Below are 22,788 nucleotides of genomic sequence, written 5' to 3' on the forward strand. Positions count from 1 at the left end.
CCGGTGGGCGACGCGGCTCGCCCGGGGAGAGGGGCTGGGATGGGCGTGCGCTCGTGGGCAGGGGCCGTGCTGGTGGCCGTCGCGCTGGGCACCTCGGCGTGCTCGTCGGACGAGCAGGCCGCGCCGCCGCCGCCCACCCCCATCGGTGACGGGCCGCTGCGGCTGACCGACCCGTGCACCCTGCTGCCCGCCTCCGCGGCCTCGGTCGCCGGGCTGCGCAGGGTCACCCCCACCGGCGGCACCGGCTACCGCGACTGCCAGTTCGAGCACGGCCCGCAGGGCTCGGCCCCGGACTACTCGGTCAGCGTCGGCATCATCGCCAGCGGCGAGTTCCCCAGCACCCAGGACAGCACCCTGTTCGTCCGCGACACCACCGCCCCCGCCGGGCGCCAGGGCACGCGGCTGCGCTACACCGCCGTGCCCGCCTGCCAGTACGTCGCCGACACCGCCCCGAAGGAGCGGATCTCGGTGATGGTCACCGGCGCCGCGGGCGGGGCCGAGCAGGCCTGCCAGGTGCTCGACTCCCTCGCCGCCGAGGTCGTCAAGGCCCTGCCCGCCGGGGTCTGACCCTCAGGCCGGGTCCACCCGCGCCAGCTCCCCGGACTCGCAGGCCACCCACACCCCCGGCCCCACCGCGGTCAACCCGTGCGGCTCGGACCCCTTCGGCAGCCGCGCCCGCACCACAGTGCCGTCCTCGGCGCAGAACCCGACCGCGGCCGCGGCCCACTCGGTGAACCACACCCCGCCGCTGCCCGGCACCACCGCGTGCGGCCGCGCCGCGCGATCAGGCAGCGGGAACTCCCGAACCTGCCCGTCCGAGGACACCCTGGCCAGCTGCCCAGCGCCGATCTGCACGCACCACACCGCGTCCGCCGTGGCGGTCACCCCGACCGGGGCGGCACCGGGAGTGGGCAGCGGGTGCACGGTCACCCCCAGGTCGGCGTCCACCCGGGCCAGCGCCCCGGCCGTGTTCAGCGCGCACCACACCGCGCCGTCCGGGCCCTGCACGACCCCGGCGGGGAAGCTGCCCGCGGGCAGGGGCACGTAGTCCACCGCGCCGTCGGCGACCCTGCCCAGGCGGTGACCGGTCATCTCCGAGAACCACAGCGCCCCGTCGGCGGTGGCGGCCACGCCGTAGGGGGTGCCGTCGACCCGCACCGCCTCGGCCCGCCCGGTGACCTCGCTCAGCCACCCATCGCCGCGGCTGCACCACACCGCGCCCGCCGCGACGGCCAGCACGGTCGGCTTGGAGTCCGCACCCAGCTCGACCCGGTCCATGACCCGGCCGTCCGCGAGGTCGACGCGCACGACCGCGCCCGCGTGCACCAGCGACACCCACGCCGTGCCGTCACCGGCCGCGACGACGTCGTAGGGGCCGTCGCCGGGGGACCCCAGGGGCAGGCGCCGGACCCGCAACTCGTCGAAGACCACCACCCCGGCACGCTAGCAACCCGGGCTCATCCCTCACCTTCGACATGAGGTCGAGGCTCGCGGGGTCAACCTCAAGGCGAGGTTGAGGGTTGACGGGGTCGCGGGTGGTCACACGTGGTGCGCACGGGCCGGGTCGTAGGCTGTCCCGGTGGTCGCCCCCGCCGTGTCGCCGGACAGCACCGGTCCGCAGCCGCCCGCCCGGTCCCCGAGGTGGGCGGTCCTGCTGCGCTGCCTGGCCGTCGTCGCCGCGGGCGCGCTGACCTACCTCGCCTGGCCGCCGCGCACGACCTGGTGGCTGGCCCCGCTCGGCATCGCCGTCCTGGGCTGGGTGCTGCACGGCCGCCGCGCCCGCGCCGGGTTCGGCTACGGCTTCCTCTACGGCATGGGCCTGATGACCCCCGCCCTGGCCTGGACCGGGGTGTTCGTCGGCCCGGTCGCCTGGCTGCCGCTGAGCGCCGTGGAGGCCCTGTTCGTCGGCGTGGCCACCGCCGCCATCGCCGTCGTCAGCACGCTGCGCGCCGCGCCGGTGTGGATGGCGCTGCTGTGGGTGGCGGGGGAGACCCTGCGGTCGGTGTTCCCCTTCGGCGGGTTCCCCTGGGTCAAGCTCGCCTTCAGCCAGCCCGACGGGCTCTACCTGCCGCTGGCCACCCTGGGCGGCACCCCGCTGATCGCCCTGGCCGTCGCCACCACCGGCTTCGGCCTCGGGGTGCTCGCCCGCCGCTTCGCCACCCGCGACTTCACCGTCGCCCGCGTCGCGGGCCCGGTGGCCGCCGCCGTGCTGCCGCTGCTGGCCGCCATCGCCGCCACCGGCGCGGTGGGCACCGACGCCAACGCGGGCACCGCCACCGTCGCCGCCGTCCAGGGCAACGTGCCCCGCGCGGGCCTGGACTTCAACGCCCAGCGCCGCGCCGTGCTCGACAACCACGTCGCCCGCACCCGGCAGCTGGCCGAGGACGTGCGCTCGGGCCGGGTGCCCCAGCCGGACCTGGTCATCTGGCCGGAGAACGCCTCCGACATCGACCCCTTCCGCAACCCCGACGCCCGCGCCGAGATCGACGAGGTGACCAAGGCCATCGGCGCCCCGGTCGCCGTCGGCTCCGTCGTCGTCGGCGACGACCGGCTGCCGCGCAACACCGTGGTGCAGTGGGACCCCCAGCGCGGCCCCGTCGACACCTACACCAAGCGCCAGCTGCAACCCTTCGGCGAGACCATGCCCTACCGGTCGTTCTTCCGGCTGTTCAGCGCCGCGGTCGACCGGGCGGGCAACTTCCAGCCCGGCACCGAGGCCACCGTGTTCACCATGGGACCGGCGCGGGTGGCGATCACCACCTGCTACGAGGTGGCCTTCGACTCCGTGGTGCGCGAGTCGGTGACCAACGGCTCCACGCTGCTCGCGGTGCCGACGAACAACGCCACCTTCGGCCGCAGCGAGATGACCTACCAGCAGCTGGCCATGGACCGCGTCCGCGCCGTCGAGCACGGCCGCTCGGTGGTCGTGGCGGCCACCAGCGGGGTGTCCGCGCTCGTCCGACCGGACGGTTCCGTGGTCGCCTCGACCGACCTGTTCACCCCCGCCGCGCTGGTCGCGCGGCTGCCGCTGCGCTCGACCACTACCATGTCGGACCGACTGGGCGTGTGGCCGGAGACGGCCATGGTGGCGCTCGGCCTGGCCGCGCTGGTCGTCGCGCTGGTGGCGGGCAGGCGGGCGCGGTCGGCCGGGACCGGGCAGCCGACCGGGACCACCGGCGCGGGCGCACCGCCCACCACCTGAGCGGGCACGCCCCGACACGAGCGAGCACGGCCCGGGCACGCCGGGCGAGGAGGAGACACCCGGATGGCGGAGCAGCCGCACGACCCCGCACAGCTCGACCCGGTGCTGGTGGTGATCCCGACCTACAACGAGCGGGACAACCTCGGCATCATCATCGAGCGCCTCACCGCGGCCCTGCCCACGGCGCACGCCCTGGTCGTCGACGACGGCAGCCCCGACGGCACCGGCGACCTGGCCGACGCCATGGCCGCCGCCGACGAGCGGGTGCACGTGCTGCACCGCACCGAGAAGGCGGGCCTGGGCGCGGCCTACCTGGCGGGCTTCGCCTGGGCCCTGGAGCGCGACTACGCCGTCGTCGTCGAGATGGACGCCGACGGCTCGCACGCCCCCGAGGACCTGCCCCGGATGCTCGCCGCCCTCACCGACGCCGACCTCGTCCTGGGCTCGCGCTACGTCCCCGGCGGCAAGGTCGTCAACTGGCCCAAGTCCCGCGAGGTCCTCTCCCGCGGCGGCAACCTCTACTCCCAGCTCGCCCTCGGCGCCAAGGTCAAGGACATCACCGGCGGCTACCGCGCCTTCCGCCGCGCCGTCCTGGAGAAGCTCAAGCTCGGCAACGTCGCCTCCCAGGGCTACTGCTTCCAGGTCGACCTGGCCTGGCGCACCATCGAAGCGGGCTTCACCGTCGTCGAGGTCCCCATCACCTTCACCGAGCGCGAGCGCGGCCAGTCCAAGATGAGCGGCAACATCGTGCGCGAGGCCCTCTGGCGGGTCACCAAGTGGGGTGTGCGCAGGCGGGGGAACCAGCTCAAGTCCCTCCTGGGCATCAAGTAGCCCTTCCCTCCCGCTGCGCTCTGCTTGCACCTCGCACGCAGAACGGCCGCCCTGGTGGGGGAGTCCAGGGCGGCCGTGGTCGGGGGGCGCTACGCAGGCCGACGGCGGGTGCGCAGCTCCTGCAGGCGCTCGGTGAGCAGGTCCTCGAGCTCCGGGATGGAGCGGCGCTCCAGGAGCATGTCCCAGTGGGTGCGCGGCGGCTTGACCTTCTTGGGCTCCGGGTCCGACCCGTCGAGCATCTTCGACTCCAGGCCGTGCAGGCGGCACTCCCAGATCGAGGGCACTTCGGCGTCGTCGGAGAAGGGGACCTCGAAGTCGTGGCCCTTCGGGCAGGCGTAGCGGACCGTGCGCCGGGGGGCGAGGTCGTGGTTGCGGTCGGTCTCGTAGCTGACCGCGCCCAGCCGGCTGCCTCGCAGAACTCGGTCGGCCATGGCGGTGTCCTTCCTCTCGGCTCGTCCAGCAGAGCCCGGGCGTTGTCACCCAGCGCAACGAGCGGAGCGGGAAAAGGATTCCCGGTCTACCCGCCGCGATCGCTGAGGGTGACAAGCTTCACCCGTCAACGACAGCGTCCACCTGGGAGATGCCCGTTTTCCGGGATCGTGACGCCTGCGCGCGCGATTCGTCGGCACATCTCACCCCATTGGGGGATCGTACCTGGTCGGACCGGGATCAGGCGAAACTGAGCTGGCCCTGCACCGCGACGTCGGCGCCCAGGTCGCCGAGGCGGAAGTGCCTGCGGCAGAGCACTTGATAACGCACCGTAGTTGAGGACGTGTCAAGTTGACCGGAGGAGTGGTTACTTTCCGTCATAGAGCGCGTGGTTTCCGTGTCCGCGACCACGACGGTGTCGCCGTCGCGGGTGATGCGGCCGTCGACCACCCTGGCGTTGAACCGGGCCGGGGCGCCGCACCAGCACAGCACGTCGACCTGCACCGGTTGCAGCTCGTCGGCCAGCTCGAACAGCCGGGCCGCGCCCGGGAACAGCCTGCTGCGGAAGTCGGTGGCGATGCCGAAGCAGTACACGTCGACCTGCGAGTCGTCGGCCAGCACCGCGAGCTGGTCGACCTGCTCGGGGGTGAGGAACTGCGCCTCGTCGACGATGAGGTAGTCCACCCGCTGCCCGGCCGCCCAGTGCGCGCGCACCAGCGCCCGCAGGTCGACGTGCCCGTGCACCTCGATGGCCTGGCGGGTGATGCCGATCCGGCTGGTGATCTGCGGCAGCCCGGAGCGGTCCAGGTGCACCAGCAGCAGCCCGCGCCGCCCCTGCCGCGCGTGGTTGTGGTCGACCTGCAGGGCCAGGGTGGACTTCCCGCAGTCCATCGGCCCGTAGTAGAAGCGCAGGTGCCCGACCACCGGCGCCGCCCGCCGCGACCCGGCCACGGGCACGGCGGACAGGGCGTCGGTGGGGTCGGGCAGCTCGCCCGGCGCGGTGTGGTCGGTGCTGGGTGCGGGGGTCACGCGCAGACACCCTAGTCAGGGGGCCTCAGAGCAGGCGGGGTGCCTCGTTGCCCGCTTCGGTGATGGCCCGGCGCACCGGCACCAGCGAGATGAGCACCAGGCCGACGAAGAAGAAGATGACCAGCGAGATGATCGCGTACCGGTAGGAGCCGGTGGTCGAGGCCATCACCGCGAACACCAGCGGGCCCAGCCAGGACGTCGCGCGCTCGCCCATCTCGTAGACGGAGAAGTACTGCGCCTCCTTGCCCGGGGGCACCATCTGCGAGTACAGCGACCGCGACAGCGCGTTGGTGCCGCCGAGCACCAGGCCGATGCCGCCCGCGAGCAGGTAGAACTGGGTGGCCTGCCCGGCCTGGACGAAGTAGGCCGCGCCGATGACCAGCACCCACACCACCAGGCTGCCCTGGATGGTCCGCTTCGCCCCCACCTTGCGGGCGACCAGGCCGTGCAGCAGGCCGCCGAGCGCGGCGACGAACTGCACGATGAGGATCGTCGTGATCAGCACGTCGTTCTCGAACTCCAGCTCCTCGGAGCCGTACTGGGCCGAGACGTTGGCGACGGTGGCGATGCCGTCGGTGTAGATCAGGTAGGTGCCCAGGAAGGCCAGGGTCAGCGGGAACGAGCGGGCGTGGCGCAGGGTGTCGCGCAGCTCGCGGAACCCCGCGGTGACCACCGAGCCCTGGGTGCCAGTGGGCTGCGGGCGCTCGTGGTGGCCGCGCAGGCGCTTGAGCGGGACGAGGGTGAACAGCGCCCACCAGATGCCCGAGGTCAGGAAGGCGATCTGCGCGGCGCCGCCCTCGGAGACGCCCAGGCTGTCGCGGAACAGGTACACCACCAGTTGCAGGGCCAGCATGAGCCCGCCGCCGAGGTAGCCGAAGGCCCACCCGGCGCTGGAGAGCCGGTCGCGCTCGTCGGCCGTGGCGATCTCCGGCAGGTAGGAGTAGTAGATGACCACCGAGGTGCCGTAGCCGATGTTGCCGAGGATGAACAGCGCCACCCCCAGCCCCCAATCGCCGCCGCCGACCAGGGCCATCGCCGCGGTGGCGACCGAGCCGCCGAAGGCGAACCCGGCCAGCAGCGGCTTCTTGTTGGTCGAGCGGTCGGCGATGGCGCCCATCAGCGGCACCACGAGCACCTGGATGACGGTGGCCACGCTGAGCAGGTAGCCCCACAGCGACCCGGCGGGAAAGTGCAGGCCGAGCAGGCTGATGTCGCAGTTGGTGAGCCGGTCGCTCTTGCCCTCGGCGTCCAGGCAGGCGTTCGGGCCGTTGAGGGCGGTGTCGGTCTTGGCGGCGGTGGCCGCGACCGAGGTCAGGTAGAGCGAGCCGAACACCGTGGTGACCGAGGTCGGGAAGACCGAGTTCGCGAAGTCGTACCAGCACCACCCGCGCTGCTCGCGGCGCCGGGCCCGCTCCTCGCCCGCCCCGGGTGTGCTCTGCTCGACCGTGCTCACGTGCGCCTCCGCCCTGCTGGTGTGACGCGGAGGGTACGGCGTCGGCGTGGCGGGGGTCACGGGGCGTCGACACCGATGCCGGATGTTCACCCGGAGCGGCCCGGATCGTTAGCTCGTCCGAGCGGTCACCCGGTGGGGTGGACCGGACCCTCGGTTTTCCACGGTCGGTGATGCTCGTGCGCCCGGTGGTGCGATTGTGACCGCTGGGGCAGCCGCTTACCGTCGACTGGTATGGCTGGTAAGCGTTCCGCTCTCAGGTGGCTGACGGTGATCGCCACCGGGTGCGCCCTGCTCGCGGCGGGCGCCGCGGCCACGGCCGACCCCTCCGCGTCCGACTGGTCCCGGCTGCGCCAGTGCGAGTCCAGCGGCCGGTACTCGACCAACACCGGCAACGGCTACTACGGCGCCTACCAGTTCGACCTGCCCACCTGGCGCAGCGTCGGCGGCACCGGCAGCCCGCACCAGGCGAGCCCCGCCGAGCAGGACCACCGCGCCCTCTACCTGTACCGGATGCGGGGGTGGCAGCCCTGGGAGTGCGCGGGCAAGCTCGGCCTGCGCGCGGACGCCGACGCCCGCAGCAAGCGGGTGCCCACCTACGCCGAGTCCGCCTACATCGGCGGTGGGGGCAGCCCGGCCCCGCCGTCCGGTGGGGGCGCCCCGCCGTGGCCGGGGGTTGTCTACTCCTACGGTGACTGCTCCCCGGCGCTGGTGGCCTGGCAGCTGCGGATGAACGCTTACGGCTACGACTTCCAGGGCACCGGGTGCTACTACGCCGAGACCCAGGCGGCGGTGCTGGCCCTGCAACGGGCGAACGGCATCAACGACTCCGGCAAGCTCGGCCCCAAGACCTGGCGCGCGGCGTGGTACGGCGCCCGGCCCCGTCAGTAGAGCCTGGCCAGTACAGCCCGGTCAGTACAGCCTGGCCAGCAGGGCGTCGAGCACGTCGTCGGGGAGTTCGACGCCGAGGTCGCGCAAGGTGGCGGGCATGTCCTCCCGGGTGATCTCCCGCTGCTCGGTGGCGCCGGACGGGTCCTCGACGCGCAGCGTGGTGCCCACCAGCCTGCGCAGCGACCCCTCGGCCAGCCGCACGACCACCAGCGAGCCGACGAACGGCGAGCTGGGGTGCGTCGAGGTGAAGTGGTGCCCCATCTCCGCGTCCACCGGCCGGTCCCCGGCGTCGTCCCAGCTGTAGGCGGGCTCCCAGCCGTCGTCGCCGCGCGCGGCCATGGTCCACGTGGCGCCGTCGCGGGTGAGCAGGTGCGGCCACCCGGCCTGATCGCTGCGCTCGCCGTCGCGCAGCGGCACCGGCCGCCACATCCCCGAGCCGAAGCCCACGTCGGCCAGGTGCTCCACGCCGTCGGCGGTGGCCAGCACGACCATGTGGGTGCGCGGGCCCGTGCCCTGCGGGCGGATGCGCCCGACGCGGCGGCGCACCGGGTAGCCGAGCCGGTCGAGGGCGGCGGCCAGCAGGGTGGCGTGCTCGAAGCAGTAGCCCCCACGCCGCCGGGTGACCAGCTTGTCGAACACGACGGGCAGCGCCACCCCGGGGTGGGTGCCCAGCAGCACGTCGACGTTGTCGAACGGGATCGCGGTGATGTGCGCGCGCACCAGCTCCGCCAGCGCGTCGGCGGACGGCTCGCGGGCGGCCACCCCGACCCGGTCCAGGTAGGCGTCCAGGTCGAGCCCGTCGAGGTCCCAGCTCACGCCCACAGGCCACGCTCGATGAACACCTCGCGCAGCACGGCGGGGTTGTCGGTCATCAGCCCGTCCACCCCGAGGTCGAGCAGCGCGTGCATGGTGGGCGCGTCGTCGATCGTCCAGACGTGCACCTCGCCCCGGCGCCTGCGGGCCGCCTCGACCAACCGGGTGGTCACCACGGTCAGCGGGCCCTGGCGCACCGGCACCTGCGCCAGCACCGGCCGCGGCCGGGGCCTGCGCGAGAAGCCCGCAGGCAGCTTGGCCGCGGTCCAGAACCCGAGCATCGCCCGCAGCCCCATCGAGGTCAGCGCCCGCGGCCCGGCCAGCGCCCGCACCCGCGCCATCCGTGCCTCGGAGAACGACGCCAGGCACACCCGGTCCCACGCGTCGGCCTCGGCCAGCACCTCCAGCACCGGCTCGACCGCCCGGTCGGCCTTGATGTCGATGTTGAGCTTGGCGCCGGGCACCGCGGCCAGCAGCTCGGCCAGGGTGGGCAGCGGCTCGCGGCCGCCGATGTTGGCCTTGCGCACCTGGTCCCAGGTCTGCGCGGCGATCGGCCCCCGGGCGTCGGTGGTGCGCTCCAGCCGGGGGTCGTGGTGCACCACGGGGACGCCGTCGGCGGTCGCGTGCACGTCCGTCTCCAGGTAGTGGTAGCCCTCGGAGACCGCGCGGCGGAACGCCGACAGCGAGTTCTCCATGCCCGCGAGGTCGTCGCGGTGCCAGCCCCGGTGCACGAACGCCCGGGGGTGGGGGCCGGTCAGGAAGCCGTGGACGCGGGGGTCGGTGAGCACGCTCCCGAGTGTGCCCCAGCGGCGTGGCACCGGCGTGGCAAGCGCGTGGCAGCGGGGTGGCTGGTGGGTGTCGCGCAGCGCCGCGGGGCTCCACCGGGGGCTGCGGGCTATCCTCCCGCGCATGACCGGTCCGACGACGCGCGCGGTGCCGCGGCACTGCGGGTGGTGCGGGCGGGAGATCACCGGCGACGCCCGGGGCGGGCGCCCGCGCCGCTACTGCGCCCAGTCCTGCCGCCAGCGCGCCTACGAGCAGCGCGGTCAGGTGCGCCGCGGCGGGCTGCCCGAGGACGCCGTGGTGCTCTCCGCCGCCGAGTTGGCCGACCTGCAGGACCGGCTCTTCCAGCTGCGGTGCGCCGCCGAGGACGTGGTGACCGCGGTCGCCGACGGCGCCGACCGCGATGAGCTGCGGATACTCGCCCAGCGCGTCGGCGAGGCCGCCGAGGCGGTCGAGCGCCTGCGCTGACGGGGACCGGTCCACTACCCTACGTGCGCGAGTCTTCGGGGTGAGGGAGGTCGGGGTGGCGGCTCAGCCGGTCAGCGGACCCGGGGCGGTGCTGGAGAGCACCGACACCGCGTTCGCGCTCACCGACCTGCGCGCGCACGTCCGCTGGGTGAACCCGGCGATGACGGAGCTGCTGGGGTTGTCCACCGAGCAGTGCCTGGGCCGGGCGCTCACCGCGCTGCTGGCGGGTGCCCCGGACGGCCCGCCCGAGGGCGGCGCGGAGGACGGGGACGTGGTGCTGTCCTTACCCAGGCCCGACGGCGCCGGGCACCGGTGGCTCCAGGTGCGCTGCACCAAGGCCGAGGACGAGCAGATGCTGTACCGGGTCGTGGACGTGACCCGCTGGCGGGAGCGCGAGCTGCGCGACGCCGGGCTGACCAAGCACCAGGACGAGCTGCTGCGCCTGGTCGACGAGGACCCGCTGACCGGGCTGCCGAACCGGCGCGCGCTGACCAGGGAGCTGGAGCGGCAGCTGGCGCTGGGCACCCGGGGCGCGTTCCTGCTGCTCGACCTCGACCACTTCAAGGACATCAACGACCTGCACGGCCACCCCACCGGCGACCGGGTGATGTGCTCGCTGGCCTCGCTGCTGCGCGACCGGATCGGCTCGGGGCAGCTGCTGGGCAGGCTCTCCGGCGACGAGTTCGCCGCGGTGCTGGCCGACGTCGACGAGCGGCAGGCGGTGGCCGCCGCCGACCGGCTGCGCAACGCCATCGCCGCGATCCCGATGACCGGGGTGGCCGGGGCGTCGCGGGTGACGGTGTCGATCGGCATCGCCATGTTCGAGCCGGGGGTGGGCTGGGACGAGGTGCTGGCCTTCGCCGACATGGCCCTCTACGCGTCCAAGGCCGCGGGCCGCAACCGGGCCACCGTCTACGAGCAGGGCCACTACCAGGACACCGCGCTGCGGGTGACGGTGGTGGAGCGGGTGCGCGCGGCGCTGTCCGACGGCGGGTTCGTGCTGCACGCGATGCCGATGGTGAAGCTGGGGTCGGGCCGGGTGATCGGCCACGAGCTGCTGCTGCGCCTGGAGGACGGCCGCGAGCCGCGGCTGGGCCCGGGGGAGTTCCTGCTCGCCGCCGAGCGGTCGGACCTGGTGTTCGAGATCGACCGGTGGGTGGCGGACAAGGCCATCCAGACCCTCGTGGAGCACCCGTACCCCGGCCTGCGGTTCAACGTCAACGTCTCCGGCCGCACCCTGGAGGACGAGGACTTCGGCGGGTTCGTGCTCGACCGGCTCACCGCGGCGGGGGTGGCGCCGGGCAGGCTGGGCTTCGAGATCACCGAGACCGCCGCGGTCACCAACCTCGACGCCGCCCGGTCGCTGGCCCAGCAGCTGCGCGCCTCCGGCTGCCGGATCACCCTCGACGACTTCGGCTCCGGGTTCGGCTCGTTCGTCCACCTCAAGCAGCTGCCGATCACCGGGCTCAAGATCGACGGCGAGTTCATCCACGGCATCGACTACGGCTCCCGCGACACCGTGCTGGTGCAGGGCCTGGTCGACATCGCCCGGGGCCTGGGGCTGTCGGTGGTGGCCGAGTGGGTGGAGCGCGCCTCCCAGGTCGAGGCGCTGTCGCGGCTCGGCGTGCGCGTCGCGCAGGGCTTCCACCTCGGCAAGCCCGAGCCGCTGGACGACCTGCTCGCCCGCCCGCACGGGGTGTGGATGCGCCGGCCCATGCCGATGCCGCCCGCGTCCTCGGAGGCCCCGGCCCCGCCGGTGGTCGAGCCCCAGTAGGGTTGTCGGGCCGCCCACCCTGGAGTGCCCGCCGTGACCCGTGTCGAGCCGCCGCCTGCGCTGCGCGCGGACTGCACGCGCTGCGCGGGGCTGTGCTGTGTGGTCCCCGCCTTCGCCAAGTCGGCCGACTTCGCCGTCGACAAGCCCGCCGGGACCCCGTGCGCGAACCTGCTGCCCGACTCCCGCTGCGGCATCCACACCCGGCTGCGCGAGTCGGGCTTCCCCGGCTGCACCGTGTACGACTGCTTCGGCGCGGGCCAGCACGTCACCGAGGTGGTGCTCTCCGGCCGCGACTGGCGCACCGACCCGACCGCGCGCACCCGGATGGCCGAGGTGTTCCCGCACGTCCGCGACCTGCATGAACTGCTCCACTACCTGCGTGAGGCGTCGTCGTGGCCGGAGTCGGCCATGCTGTCGCGGCGGCTGGCGGCGCTGACCGGCGAGGTGCTGGCGGCCCGCGCGGACGCCGCCTCGGCCGACGTGGCGGGCCTGCGGGCCCGGGTGAGCGCGTTGACGGCGGAGGCGGTGGCGCTGGTGCGCCCGCCGGGGCCCGACCACCGGGGTGCGAACCTCATCGGCGCCCGGCTGCGCGGCGCCGACCTGCGGGCCGCGTCGCTGCGGGGCGCGCTGCTGATCGGCGCGGACCTGCGGGAGGCCGTGCTCGTGGGCGCGGACGTCATCGGCGCGGACTTCCGCTCGGCCGACCTGCGCGGGGCTGACCTGAGCGGCGCGCTGTTCCTCACGCAGATGCAGGTGGACGCGGCCCGGGGCTCGTCCCGCACCCGGCTGCCCGGTGCCGTGCGGGCGCCGGGCCACTGGAGCTGACCCGGTGGACATCGTCTCCCGCCTGCGCGCCGCGGGCTGCGTGTTCGCGGAGGAAGAGGCGGCCCTGCTCAGCGAGGCCCCCGCCGACGCGCTCGACGCGCTGGTCGAACGCCGCGTCGCTGGCGAACCCCTGGAGCACCTGCTGGGCTGGGTCTTGTTCGACGGTCTGCGCGTCCCGCTGGACCCCGGGGTGTTCATCCCCCGGCAGCGCACGGAGTTCCTGGTGGAACTGGCCGCGCCGCTGCTCTCCGCTGGTTCGGTGGCGCTCGACCTGTGCTGCGGCTGCGGGGCCGTGGGCGCCGCGCTGCTCGCCCGCGTCCCCGGTCTGGTGCTGCACGCGGCTGACATCGACCCCGCGGCGGTGGCGTGCGCTTCCCGGTCGCTACCCGACGTCCACCTGGGCTCGCTGTTCGACGCGCTGCCGGATGACCTGCGCGGGACGTTGGACGTCATCGCAGTCAACGCCCCGTACGTGCCCACCGGGTCCATCGCGCTGATGCCCCGCGAGGCCCGCGACCACGAACCCCTCCTGGCGTTGGACGGCGGCGCGGACGGGGTGCGGTACCACCGCGAGATCGCTGAGGCCGCGCCCCGGTGGTTGCGCCCGGGTGGTCATCTGCTGATCGAGACGAGCCAGTCCCAGGCGCCCCTGACGATGGCGGCCTTCACCGCCGCGGGCTTCGCCTCCCGGCTCCACGAGGACGACGACCGGTACGCCACCGTCGTCAGCGGGCAGTTGCGGTCCTGATGGGGCCGGGGCAGCGGTGGCAGGGCGTGCCCGACGAGATCAAGCGGGTCTCGGGCGAGCGACTGCTGCGGCTGTTCGAGCGAGCGCGGTTGCTGCGCTTCAGCGGCGTGGGCCGACCGGCGTGGGTCGAGCAGAACCTCGACCGGATCTCGGCCGTGTTCCTACGGCCCCTCATGCCGGAAGGCACTCCTCAACGTCCCGGGACGTGCTGGCGGTGCTGCGCCCTCGTCGTCGTGGCGGGGGAGGGGTTGCGGTTCTTCGGGGTCGACATCGAGCACGGTGACTTCGACGCGCTGCCGAATGCTGACCTGAGCTGGGACGTCGCCGCGACGCTGGAGCAGGCGGCGCACTACGTCCCACTCCCCGAGTGACAGCCCCAGAGCCCTCCCCACCCCCTGACCCAGTTTTTCCAGCGGCCGGACAGCCCCTCAGAGGCTGCCCGGCCGCTCTCGTCCGCGCCCCGGAAGTCTTGTCCTACAGAAGGCCACTTCTGTAGGACAAGACTGGCTCGGCGTGTTGCTGCGGACAGTTAGTCCTAACTAACTATGATTCATACATAGATAGGTACTTCTAACTGCGGAGTGAATGTGACTGGCAGCGAGACCGTGGTGGTCGAAGCGGTGGTGGCGGTGCCCGACGACCAGGGGTGCCTGTGCTGCGGGCAGGTGTTGCCCGAGCGGAGCGGCGTCCGGGGCGGGCCTCGACTGCGGTACTGCCCCGAGGGGCAGGGGATGTGGGATGGCGCGGGGTTCTCCTGCAAGCGGCACGGGGCCGCGGTGGTGGCGTATCGAGCCGCGCGGGGCGAGGAATCCTCGGAGGACCCGCTGGCGGTGCTGGACCGCGAGTTGTTGCGGATGCGGCAGGTGCTGGAGCCGGTGGCGGAGGTGATGGCGGAGACGGCGGCCGCGGTGGGGGAGCAGCGGGAGGTGGTGCGGCGGGAGGCTGAGCGCATTGGCGCGGCCGAGGCCCGGGCCGAGGAGGCCCGCCGGGCGCTGGAGGTCGCGGAGCAGGCCCGGGACGAGGCGCAGGCCCAAGCGGCTTCTGACCGGGAACGCGCGGACGCCGCCGAGCGACGGCGGAGGGAGGCCGATGAGCGCGCGGACGCCGCGGTGGAGGCCGCCGCGGCAGCGGAGCGGCGGGCGGCGACGGCGGAGCAGGCCCGGCAGGACGCGGTGGTGGCCGCACAGGACGCGGTGAAGACGCGGGAGGCGGCGTTGGCGCGGGTCGCGTCGCTGACCGACGCGGTGGCCGCGGCCAACCGGGAACGAGAAGCCGACCGGGCCGAGGTCGCCGCCGCGCAGGCCCACCTGCGCGAGGCCCAGGCGGCGGAACGGGCCGCGCGGGTGGCCGCCGCCGAAGCAGCCGACGAACGCGACCGGCTCACCGCCGACACCACGCGGCTCCAGGACGAACTGGCCGCCCGCACCACCGACAACACCAGGCTCACCCACGAACTGGCGCGGCTGTCCGCCACCACGGCCCGGCTCACCAGCGACAACGCCAGGCTGGGCGACGAGGTGGCCCGGCTCGCCACCGACCACGCCGCCGCCGCGGCCCGGCTCGACAGCGCCACGGCCACGCTCGCCACCACCGAGGCCGCCCTGGCGACCCTGCGAGAGCAGCACACCGCCGCGCGGGTCGAGGTGGGGGTGCTGCGGCGCTTGGCCGCCGTCGTGCCCGCCGACGCCACCGGCCACCCCGGGGTGCGGCAGGTGTTCACCCTGCTCACCGGCGGGGCGGACGCCCACGCCGACCTCGTCGCCCGGCTGCGGGAACAGCCCGAGGAGGACCCGGCCGACATCGTGATGATGTTCCTGCGCGACCATGACCTCGTGACCGGGGAGGACGTCGTGCGCCGCATCTTCGAGCTGACCGGGCACAACCTCACCCCCGACGTCCTCGCCCGCCGGGTGCTGGTCGAAGTCGCGGCCGGGGGCACCGATGACTGAGGTGACCCGGCCGTCCACGGACCTCGGGGCCGCGGGCACGGTGTGGCCCGGGGTGGCCGACCCCGCCGGGCTGCTCACCGCCATCGCGGAGTGGCTGGCCGGGTACGGCAACACCACCACCCGCCACACCTACGCCGGGCAAGCCCTCGGCCTGCCGACCAAGGCCGACGACATCGACCGGTGGGCGCACCCCGGCACCGCGCCCCCCGGCTGGGCGCACGCGGTGGCCGCCTACGCGGCCGTGATGCGCACGCCCGCCACCAGACCCGCCACCCACGCCCCGCCGCCCGCACCCCCGGGCAGGCTGCGCCACCTGCACTGGCTGCGGTGGTGCGCCGCCCGCGACCTCGACCCCACCGCCACCCGGGCCGCGCACGTCAAGGCGTGGTTGGCCGACCTGGCCGCGGCGGGAGCGGCGGCGGCGACCCGGGACAAGATGCTGGGCGCGGTGCGGGCGCTCTACGACCACCTGGTCGCCGAAGACGTGGTCGCCGCCAACCCGGCGGCGATCAACCGGGCGCGGCTGGGGCTCGACGCGGCCCGCAAGGGCGCGTCGCGGACGATCACCCTCGCGGACGCCGAGGTGGCCGCGCTGTTCCACTTCGCGGGGCGGCTGCCCCGGCAGCGGGAGCTGGACCGGCTGCGGGCGCGGGCGGTGGTGGCGCTGTTCACCGCCGGGGTGCGGGTGAGCGAGCTGTGCGGGCTCGACCGCGGCGACCTGCACCGCAACCGGGGGCGGCGCGCCGTGCGGGTGGCGGGCAAGGGGGACAAGGACCGCATCGTCTACCTGGCCGACCCGGTGGCGTCCGCGCTCGACGAGTACCTGCGGGCGCTGGACGCGGCGACGGCCGTGCCCGCGGTGCGCGGGCAGGTGGCGGCCGGGACGCCGCTGCTGGTCAGCCGCACCGGGCGGCGGTGCACGCGGCAAGGGATCTGGGAGCTGCTGCGGCGCATCGCGGCGGCCATCGACCCGGCGGGCACCGGCCTGGCGGCGACCCTGCACCCGCACGCCCTGCGGCACTACTACGTCACCACCGCGATCACCGAGGGCGCCGACATCACCGACGTGGCGGTGGACGTGGGGCACGCCAGCACCGACACCACCCGGCACGTCTACAGCTCCGCCGCCCCCGACCCGGCCCGGTCGTCGGCGGACCGGGTGGCCCGGCGCGTGTTCGGGGAATGACCGCGCCCGGGGTGTAACAGCCCCGGCGGGGGCGGCGATACCCCTGGCGTACGGCCCCGCTTGGGAACCCCCGACCTCAGGCGGGGCCGTTCGCCGTCCCCGGTCGGGTCAGAAGCTGATGTCGCCGTGGACGTCGCCGCCGATCTGGGTGACCTTCCCGAGCACGGTGCCGGACACGCTCTGCTGCACCACCCGGTTGTCGCGCAGCTCGTCGCGGGCCTGCTCCACGGCCTCGGCCAACCGCGCCGCGAACTCCGGGTCGGACTTGCACGCCGCCTGCAGCGACAGGTCCACGCGCTGCTTGGTCAGCTCGTCCACCCGGTCCTCGCCGCCCGCCGCCTCCAGCTGGAGCTGCTCGACCGCGGAGTCCCCGCCGAGCTTGCCCAGCACCAGCTCACCGACCTTCTCCACGCCCTTGTCGATGGCGTCGTCGACCACGCCGTCGGCCCGCTGCGCCGCCCTGCGGGCCTTGGCGGCCACCCACGCGATGAGCATCCCCACCACGACTTCCACACCCATCTGTTCCTCCCGCGGCACCGCTCGGTGATCAGGTGTCCAGGACACCACACCCCGGCGCTCGCGCGCCGCCGATCACCGGGTCGTGCACCGTCCGGAGCAGGAAACACCCGCGCCGCCCGCGCTCGCCCTGCCAGACTGGCGCGGCACCGGATCGATCAGAGGGACCACATGCGCAACCACACCATCATCACCAGGACCCTGCGGGTGCCGCGGGTCGCCGGACCGGCCGGGGACGGGGCGGGGGTGGCCCGGCGGTTGGACGCCGCGCTGGCCGGGGTGGGGTTCACGTGCTCGTCCGCGCTGCTGGAGCACGTGTCCGGGCTGGCGCCGCACACCGCGACCACGCTGGCGGTGGAGGTCGTCGCGGCGGTCCGCGAGCTGGTCGGGGACCAGGTGGCGCACAACTCCTACTTCATCGACTTCCCGCGCGGGGTGCCCGACACCGTCGAGTTCTGGGTCGGTGAGCTGCGCAAGGCGCTGGTCGCCCCGCGCACCGACGCCACCGGGACCACCGTGCCCACCGACGCCGACCTGCTGGCCGCGGCGGTCTCCGGGGAACTCGACCTGCTCGCCATCCCCACCTACGGCCGCTACCAGCACACCTACGCCGAGCTGCTGGCCGCCCACGACGAGCTGGTGGCGCGGGCGGGCGACCGGGTCACCACCCTGCACCTGGGCGCCACCCTCGACGAGGAGGCCCTGGCCCTCTACGCCGAGCTGGCCGGGTCGACCACGCCGCTGGGCGAGCAGGACCGGCTGCTGCTGACCCAGCTGGCCGCCGAGTACCGCGACCACCCGCAGCCGACCGCCATCCCGGTGCGGGAGAACCGGGCGCTGGTCAACGCGGTCCGCCTCGCCGCCGGGCTCGACCTCATCGCGGTCGACCACCCCACCGACGTGCTGCGCCTGGCCTGCCAGGTCAGCGGCGGCGACGTCACCCTGCGCACCCCGACCCGCTTCCGCTCGCTGCCCCGGCGCCGCCGCCGCGCCCTGCTGGGGGCGCTCGACGCCGCCGTGGCCGCGCACCCGGGCACCCTCGCCGACGTGACCCGGTACGCCGAGCGCTGGAAGCGGCTCGCCGAGCGCCTGCACCCCGGGGAGCTGCCGGAGCTCGCCAACGCCCAGCGGGTGTTCGCCGTGGCCAGGGGCCAGGAGCGGGTGCCGTCCACCACCGCCCGCGCGGAGGCCGCGTTCGCCCGCCGCGACCCGGTGGCGGCGACCCGGGTGCTCGCCCCGGCCCCCGGCCTGCTGCTGCGGTCGGTCGACCGGCTCCTGCGCTCGGTGCCCGAGGACGCCACCGGGGACGTGCTCGCCGCCCTCGGCGCGGCGCTGCCCGGCACGTCCGGTCGGGTGCTGTGCTCGGTGCGCGAGCACCTGCTCAACCGCGACGCCCCGGCCGCGTCCCGGCTGTTCGTCAACCGCAACCGGCGCGCGTGGATCGCCCCGGACCGGCGGGCGGTCCCGGCACCGGGGGCGGTGGCCGCCGCGGCGGCGCTGCTCGACGACGAGCTGGCCCGGCGCCTGCCCACCGCGGCGACGGTCGTGGTGGACCCCGCGGTGCTGGCGATGGCGGTGCCGCTGTCGGGGGCGGCGGCCGAGGACGGGTTCGCCGTGGCGCCGCGCGGGTCGCGGACACCGGTGGTGGGGGAGGTGCTGCGGTTCTTCACCCACTGGCGCCAGCGCGCCCGCCGCACCGACTGGGACCTGTCCGCGCTGCTGCTCGACGACGACTTCCACTACACCGGGCACGTCTCGTGGACGCGGCTGCGCGACGAGGGCGCGGTGTACTCCGGCGACATCACCGAGGCGCCGGACGGGGCCACCGAGTTCATCGACCTGCCGCTGGCGTCGATCGGGGCCCGCTACCTCGTGCCGCAGGTGTCGGTGTACTCTGGCGAGGGGTTCGACGAGGTCGCGGAGTCGATGTTCGGGTGGATGACCCGCGATGCCGACCAGGGCGGGGCGCCGTTCGAGGCGCGCACGGTCCGCACCCGCTCGCAGCTGCGCGGCACCGGCCGGGTGAGCCTGCCCATGGTGTTCCACCGCGCGGACGACGGGTCGTGGTCGGCGCTGTGGACGCACCTGTACCTGTCCGGGCGCGTGGACTTCAACCAGGTGGAGACGCACAAGGTCACCACCACGGCGCTGACGCGGTCGGTGGTCGACCGCCGCTACCTGACCGTGGGCCACCTGGTGCAGCTGATCGGCAGGACGGCGGGCCGGGTGAGCACGCTCGACACCGCGGGCCCACTGGTGGACCCGGTGCTCTACATCGGCCTGGAGGACCCGGGCACGTTGCCGGAGGGCTCGACGGTGATCACCCTGTCCACCCTGAACCAGCTTGTGCCCGCTTGATACGCTGAGCGCGCGAGGCCATGGGAGAGCTTCCTTCTACTCTCCTCTAAAGAGAGCGCATGGACGCTTTAGCACTCCCGCCTTCCTCGCTCCCACGTCCACTGCGGCCCCCGGTGACCCCGGGGGCCGCAGTGCGTTCGGGGGTCAGGCGAACAGGGTGCGCCAGAGCAGGAACAGGTTGAGCGCGGAGATCATCACCGCCAGCACCACGCCCACCGCGGTGATCACCCGCCCGTTGGCCAGCTCGCCCATCACCGCCGTGCGCCGCCCGAGCAGCACCAGCGGCAGCAGCGCGAACGGGATGCCGAACGACAGCACCACCTGCGAGAGCACCAGCGCCCGTGTCGGGTCCACGCCGAGGGCGAGCACGGCCAGCGCGGGCAGCATCGTGACCAGCCGCCGCACCGGCAGCGGCACCCGCCTGCGCAGGAACCCCTCCATCACGACCTGGCCCGCGTAGGTGCCGACGCTGGAGGCCGCCAGCCCCGAGGCCAGCAGCGCCACCGCGAAGGCCACCGCCGCGCCGCCGCCCAGGGTGGCGCCGAGACCCGCGTGCATGTCCTCCAGCGACTCCGCGGGCAGCTCGGTGCCGTGCAGCGCCCCGGCGGCGACCAGCAGCATCGAGACGTTCACCAGCCCGGCGATGCCCAGCGCGGCGGCGAGGTCGACCATGCCCGCGCGCAGTGACCGGCGCAGGTCGGCGGTGCTGCCGCGGTGGTGGTGGCGGGTGAGGGCGGAGTGCAGGTAGATCGCGTGCGGCATGACCGTCGCGCCCAGCATCCCGGTCGCCAGCAGCACGCTGTCGACCCCGGCGAACCCGGGCACCAGCCCGGCGCCCGCCTCGGTCAGCGGGCCCAGCCGCAAGGTCTGGTAGAGGAACCCGGCCAGCACCACGCCCAGCAGGGTCGCGATCACCGCCTCGAACCGGCGCCGCCGCGCGGCCCCCAGTGACAGGATCGCGAACGACACCACCGCGGTGATGACCGCCGCGGGCAGCAGCGGGACACCGAACAGCAGGTTGAGCGCCACCGCTGCGCCGACGAACTCGGCCAGGTCGGTGGCCATGACGACCAGTTCCGCCTGCACCCACAGCACGCCGACGACCGGGCGCGGGTACTGGTCGCGGCACAGCTCCGGCAGGCTCGCGCCGGTGGCCACGCCCAGCTTGGCCGACAGGTGCTGGATGAACACCGCCGCCAGCGACGCCGAGACGATCACCCACAGCAGCAGGTAGCCGTACCCGGCGCCACCGGCCATGTTGGTCGCGAAGTTGCCGGGGTCCACGTAGGCCACCGCCACCACGAACGCGGGCCCCATCAGCCCGGCGATGGTGCGCAGCCGCCCGCGCAGCGACCTCGGCTCCACCGCTGTCACGGTGTCGACCACGCGACCTCCCCGAACGATTGGGAACGACCCGGTACCGCTGACCCCTGGGATGATCGCCGCTGCTCGCGCCGGGCACAACGGGCTCGCGCCGACGGGTGTGGGAGTGGGCGCCCGCCGAGCAAGTCCACGGCGGACTTGCGCACCCGGCGAGCAAAAACCGGGCCCGCGCGGGCGACCGGTCCCGGTTCCGGTGAGCACCCCCACCCGGGAGGTGCCCGCGCAACCTTGGTTGTCCGGATCGACCACCAACGCCGCTAGTTGCACCCACCCCGAACACGGTTGACTACACCCTGCGAAGAGAACTGCGCACGCATGGGATGTGGAAGCTGATGATCGAAGCGGTGGGGCTCTCCAAGAAGTACGGCTCGACAGCCGCTGTCGACGACCTGACCTTCACCGTGCGCCCGGGCATCGTGACCGGGTTCCTGGGCCCCAACGGGGCGGGGAAGTCGACCACGATGCGGATGGTGCTCGGGTTGGACACGCCGACCTCCGGGTCGGTGACCGTCGGCGGCAAGCAGTACCGGTCGCTGCCCGCGCCCATCCACGAGGTCGGGGCGCTGCTGGACGCGCGGGCGGTGCACGGCGGCCGCTCGGCCTACCACCACCTGCTCTGGGTCGCCCAGGCCGCCGGGATCGGCAAGGCCAGGGTGGAGGAGGTGCTCGGCGCCGTCGGGCTCGCCGACGTGGCGGGCAAGAAGGTCGGCGGGTTCTCGCTGGGCATGTACCAGCGCCTGGGCATCGGGACGGCGCTGCTCGGCGACCCGCCGGTGCTGATGTTCGACGAGCCGCTCAACGGCCTCGACCCCGACGGCATCCACTGGGTGCGCACCCTGGTGCAGGACCTGGCCGACGAGGGCCGCACGGTGTTCATCTCCAGCCACCTCATGAACGAGATGGAGGAGACCGCCGAGCACGTGGTGGTGATCGGCCGGGGCAAGCTGATCGCGGACACCCCGATCACCGAGCTGACCCAGAAGAACACCCGCAGCCACGTGCGGGTCGTCTCGCCCTCGGCCACCGAGCTGGCCCAGGCGCTGACCAGGGCGGGCGCCACGGTGACCACCGCCTCCGACGGCGCGCTGCACGTCGTCGGCGTGGACGCCGCCAAGATCGGTGACATCGCGCTGGAGCAGCGCATCGGCCTGCACGAGCTGACCCCGCGCCGGGCCAGCCTGGAGGACGCGTTCATGGACCTGACGCACGACAGCGTGCAGTACCGGTCGTCCGAGGAGGCCGCGCAGGCCCGCGAAGAGCTGAAGAAGGTCACGGCGCTGACCGGGGATCGGAGCGAATGACGATGAGCACAGCCACCACCGGGGCCGGTTCGGCCGCCGAGACCGCCGACCGGCCCTCGCCCTCGTTGCAGGAGACCGTCCGCTCGGAGTTCACCAAGCTGCGCTCGGTGCGCTCGACCTGGCTGCTGCTGCTGATCGCGGGGGTCATCGCGATCGGCCTGTCGCTGCTGTTCACCTTCGCCACCACCACGACCTTCGACAGCATGGCCCCGCAGGACCGGGCCGCCTTCGACGCGGCGGGCACCACCAGGGTCGGGGTCGACCTGAGCCTGATCCTGTTCGTGGTGTTCGGCTCCATGGTGGCCTCCAGCGAGTTCGCCAGCGGCATGATGCGGCTGACGCTGACGGTGACCCCCAACCGGCTGCGGGTGGTGCTGGCCAAGGCGATCGTGGTCGCCCTGCCCTGCTACGTCGCCGGTGTCGTGTACTCGACGGTGGCGTTCCTGGCGGGCCAGGCGATCATCCGGGGCACCGACCCGTCGCTGGCGCTGGACCTGGGCAGCCCCGGGGTGCTGCCGAGCCTGTTCAACTGGGGCAGCGAGACCGCGGCGTTCGCGCTGATCGCGCTGTGCCTGACGTTCCTGCTGCGCAGCGCCGCCGGGGCGATCGCGACCTCGCTGGGCATCATCTTCGGCCCGCTGCTCATCGGGCAGCTGCTCCCGCTGTGGGTGCGCCAGCACGTGCTGGCCTACCTGCCCGCCTCGGCCGCGGAGAACCTGACCAACGTCCGCCGCGACCCGACCTCGGCCACCTACCTCGACCCGCAGGTCGCGAGCTGGGTGCTGGGCGCGTGGGTGGTGGCCTTCCTCGCCTGCTCGTACCTGGTGCTGAGCAAGCGGGACTCCGGCTGAA

22 protein-coding genes are annotated in these 22,788 nt (G+C 74.1%); 14 read left to right on the plus strand and 8 right to left on the minus strand.

Translation table 11 applies throughout. From position 1 onward, the window contains the following. Positions 1–39 precede the first annotated feature (39 nt). Entirely contained in the window at positions 40–567 is a 528-nt protein-coding gene (locus BJP25_RS10645) for a DUF3558 family protein (protein WP_075974650.1), read from the plus strand. A gap of 3 nt (positions 568–570) precedes the next feature. On the opposite strand, the gene BJP25_RS10650 is transcribed toward BJP25_RS10645, so the two are convergent. Further along, positions 571–1,434 (minus strand): Vgb family protein, encoded by an 864-nt coding sequence (locus tag BJP25_RS10650; RefSeq protein ID WP_198943416.1) that lies wholly within the window; start codon positions 1,432–1,434, stop codon positions 571–573. Positions 1,435–1,579: 145 nt separating this feature from the next. Between BJP25_RS10650 and lnt the strand changes: the two genes are divergently transcribed. Further along, positions 1,580–3,202, plus strand: a complete 1,623-nt coding sequence (gene lnt, locus BJP25_RS10655) for an apolipoprotein N-acyltransferase (protein WP_075974651.1) — start codon at positions 1,580–1,582, stop codon at positions 3,200–3,202. 63 nt (positions 3,203–3,265) lie between these two features. Further along, positions 3,266–4,033: a polyprenol monophosphomannose synthase gene (locus BJP25_RS10660; protein ID WP_075974652.1), complete on the plus strand. Its 768-nt coding sequence runs from the start codon at positions 3,266–3,268 to the stop codon at positions 4,031–4,033. Positions 4,034–4,122: 89 nt separating this feature from the next. Here the strand turns inward: BJP25_RS10660 and BJP25_RS10665 are convergent, their stop codons facing one another. The 3 genes from BJP25_RS10665 to BJP25_RS10675 form a co-directional block, all read right to left on the minus strand. Continuing rightward, entirely contained in the window at positions 4,123–4,464 is a 342-nt protein-coding gene (locus BJP25_RS10665) for an RNA polymerase-binding protein RbpA (RefSeq protein WP_075974653.1), read from the minus strand. 238 nt (positions 4,465–4,702) lie between these two features. Continuing rightward, positions 4,703–5,491 carry a thymidine kinase gene (locus tag BJP25_RS10670; protein WP_084793858.1) on the minus strand — a complete coding sequence of 263 codons (789 nt, stop codon included), beginning with the start codon at positions 5,489–5,491 and terminating at the stop codon, positions 4,703–4,705. 25 nt (positions 5,492–5,516) lie between these two features. Next, the gene (locus BJP25_RS10675) at positions 5,517–6,944 is read right to left on the minus strand and encodes an MFS transporter (protein WP_075974654.1); all 1,428 of its coding nucleotides are present in this window, start codon (positions 6,942–6,944) and stop codon (positions 5,517–5,519) included. Between the two features lie 231 nt (positions 6,945–7,175). Here BJP25_RS10675 and BJP25_RS10680 point away from each other — a divergent pair, with 231 nt between their 5' ends. Continuing rightward, the gene (locus BJP25_RS10680) at positions 7,176–7,832 is read left to right on the plus strand and encodes a transglycosylase family protein (RefSeq protein WP_084793859.1); all 657 of its coding nucleotides are present in this window, start codon (positions 7,176–7,178) and stop codon (positions 7,830–7,832) included. A gap of 21 nt (positions 7,833–7,853) precedes the next feature. Here BJP25_RS10680 and BJP25_RS10685 read toward each other — a convergent pair whose 3' ends face one another. Further along, a complete protein-coding gene (locus tag BJP25_RS10685; RefSeq protein ID WP_233157994.1) occupies positions 7,854–8,648 on the minus strand; it encodes an arylamine N-acetyltransferase family protein in 795 nt (264 codons plus the stop codon). Then, the gene (locus tag BJP25_RS10690; protein ID WP_075974656.1) at positions 8,645–9,433 is read right to left on the minus strand and encodes a glycerophosphodiester phosphodiesterase; all 789 of its coding nucleotides are present in this window, start codon (positions 9,431–9,433) and stop codon (positions 8,645–8,647) included. The genes BJP25_RS10685 and BJP25_RS10690 overlap by 4 nt, the downstream gene beginning before the upstream one ends. 121 nt (positions 9,434–9,554) lie before the next feature. Here BJP25_RS10690 and BJP25_RS10695 point away from each other — a divergent pair, with 121 nt between their 5' ends. The 7 genes from BJP25_RS10695 to BJP25_RS10725 all read left to right on the plus strand — a co-directional run bounded on the left by BJP25_RS10695 (position 9,555) and on the right by BJP25_RS10725 (position 16,378). Continuing rightward, a complete protein-coding gene (locus BJP25_RS10695; protein ID WP_075974828.1) occupies positions 9,555–9,896 on the plus strand; it encodes a hypothetical protein in 342 nt (113 codons plus the stop codon). 55 nt (positions 9,897–9,951) lie between these two features. Next, positions 9,952–11,670, plus strand: a complete 1,719-nt coding sequence (locus BJP25_RS10700; RefSeq protein WP_233157995.1) for a putative bifunctional diguanylate cyclase/phosphodiesterase — start codon at positions 9,952–9,954, stop codon at positions 11,668–11,670. A gap of 33 nt (positions 11,671–11,703) precedes the next feature. Next, entirely contained in the window at positions 11,704–12,495 is a 792-nt protein-coding gene (locus BJP25_RS10705) for a pentapeptide repeat-containing protein (protein ID WP_198943417.1), read from the plus strand. Positions 12,496–12,499: 4 nt separating this feature from the next. Then, the gene (locus BJP25_RS10710) at positions 12,500–13,243 is read left to right on the plus strand and encodes a putative protein N(5)-glutamine methyltransferase (RefSeq protein WP_198943418.1); all 744 of its coding nucleotides are present in this window, start codon (positions 12,500–12,502) and stop codon (positions 13,241–13,243) included. A gap of 26 nt (positions 13,244–13,269) precedes the next feature. Then, positions 13,270–13,614 carry a hypothetical protein gene (locus BJP25_RS10715; RefSeq protein ID WP_143218978.1) on the plus strand — a complete coding sequence of 115 codons (345 nt, stop codon included), beginning with the start codon at positions 13,270–13,272 and terminating at the stop codon, positions 13,612–13,614. A 216-nt stretch (positions 13,615–13,830) separates the two neighbouring features. Then, positions 13,831–15,192 (plus strand): coiled-coil domain-containing protein, encoded by a 1,362-nt coding sequence (locus BJP25_RS33170; protein WP_075974661.1) that lies wholly within the window; start codon positions 13,831–13,833, stop codon positions 15,190–15,192. After that, positions 15,185–16,378: a tyrosine-type recombinase/integrase gene (locus BJP25_RS10725; protein ID WP_075974662.1), complete on the plus strand. Its 1,194-nt coding sequence runs from the start codon at positions 15,185–15,187 to the stop codon at positions 16,376–16,378. The genes BJP25_RS33170 and BJP25_RS10725 overlap by 8 nt, the downstream gene beginning before the upstream one ends. Positions 16,379–16,486: 108 nt before the next feature. On the opposite strand, the gene BJP25_RS10730 is transcribed toward BJP25_RS10725, so the two are convergent. Then, positions 16,487–16,897 carry a hypothetical protein gene (locus BJP25_RS10730; RefSeq protein WP_075974663.1) on the minus strand — a complete coding sequence of 137 codons (411 nt, stop codon included), beginning with the start codon at positions 16,895–16,897 and terminating at the stop codon, positions 16,487–16,489. Between the two features lie 168 nt (positions 16,898–17,065). On the opposite strand from BJP25_RS10730, the gene BJP25_RS10735 reads away from it, so the two are divergent. Next, the gene (locus BJP25_RS10735; protein WP_075974664.1) at positions 17,066–19,252 is read left to right on the plus strand and encodes a hypothetical protein; all 2,187 of its coding nucleotides are present in this window, start codon (positions 17,066–17,068) and stop codon (positions 19,250–19,252) included. A 144-nt stretch (positions 19,253–19,396) separates the two neighbouring features. Here the strand turns inward: BJP25_RS10735 and BJP25_RS10740 are convergent, their stop codons facing one another. Then, entirely contained in the window at positions 19,397–20,638 is a 1,242-nt protein-coding gene (locus BJP25_RS10740) for an Nramp family divalent metal transporter (protein WP_084793863.1), read from the minus strand. Positions 20,639–20,967: 329 nt separating this feature from the next. On the opposite strand from BJP25_RS10740, the gene BJP25_RS10745 reads away from it, so the two are divergent. Both BJP25_RS10745 and BJP25_RS10750 read left to right on the plus strand, forming a co-directional pair. Beyond that, positions 20,968–21,936, plus strand: coding sequence for an ABC transporter ATP-binding protein (locus BJP25_RS10745; RefSeq protein ID WP_075974665.1), 969 nt, complete (start codon positions 20,968–20,970; stop codon positions 21,934–21,936). Beyond that, positions 21,933–22,787 (plus strand): ABC transporter permease, encoded by an 855-nt coding sequence (locus tag BJP25_RS10750; protein WP_084793864.1) that lies wholly within the window; start codon positions 21,933–21,935, stop codon positions 22,785–22,787. The genes BJP25_RS10745 and BJP25_RS10750 overlap by 4 nt, the downstream gene beginning before the upstream one ends. The last annotated feature ends 1 nt before the right edge of the window (position 22,788 follow it).

This window comes from Actinokineospora bangkokensis (genome assembly GCF_001940455.1).
GTDB lineage: Bacteria > Actinomycetota > Actinomycetes > Mycobacteriales > Pseudonocardiaceae > Actinokineospora > Actinokineospora bangkokensis.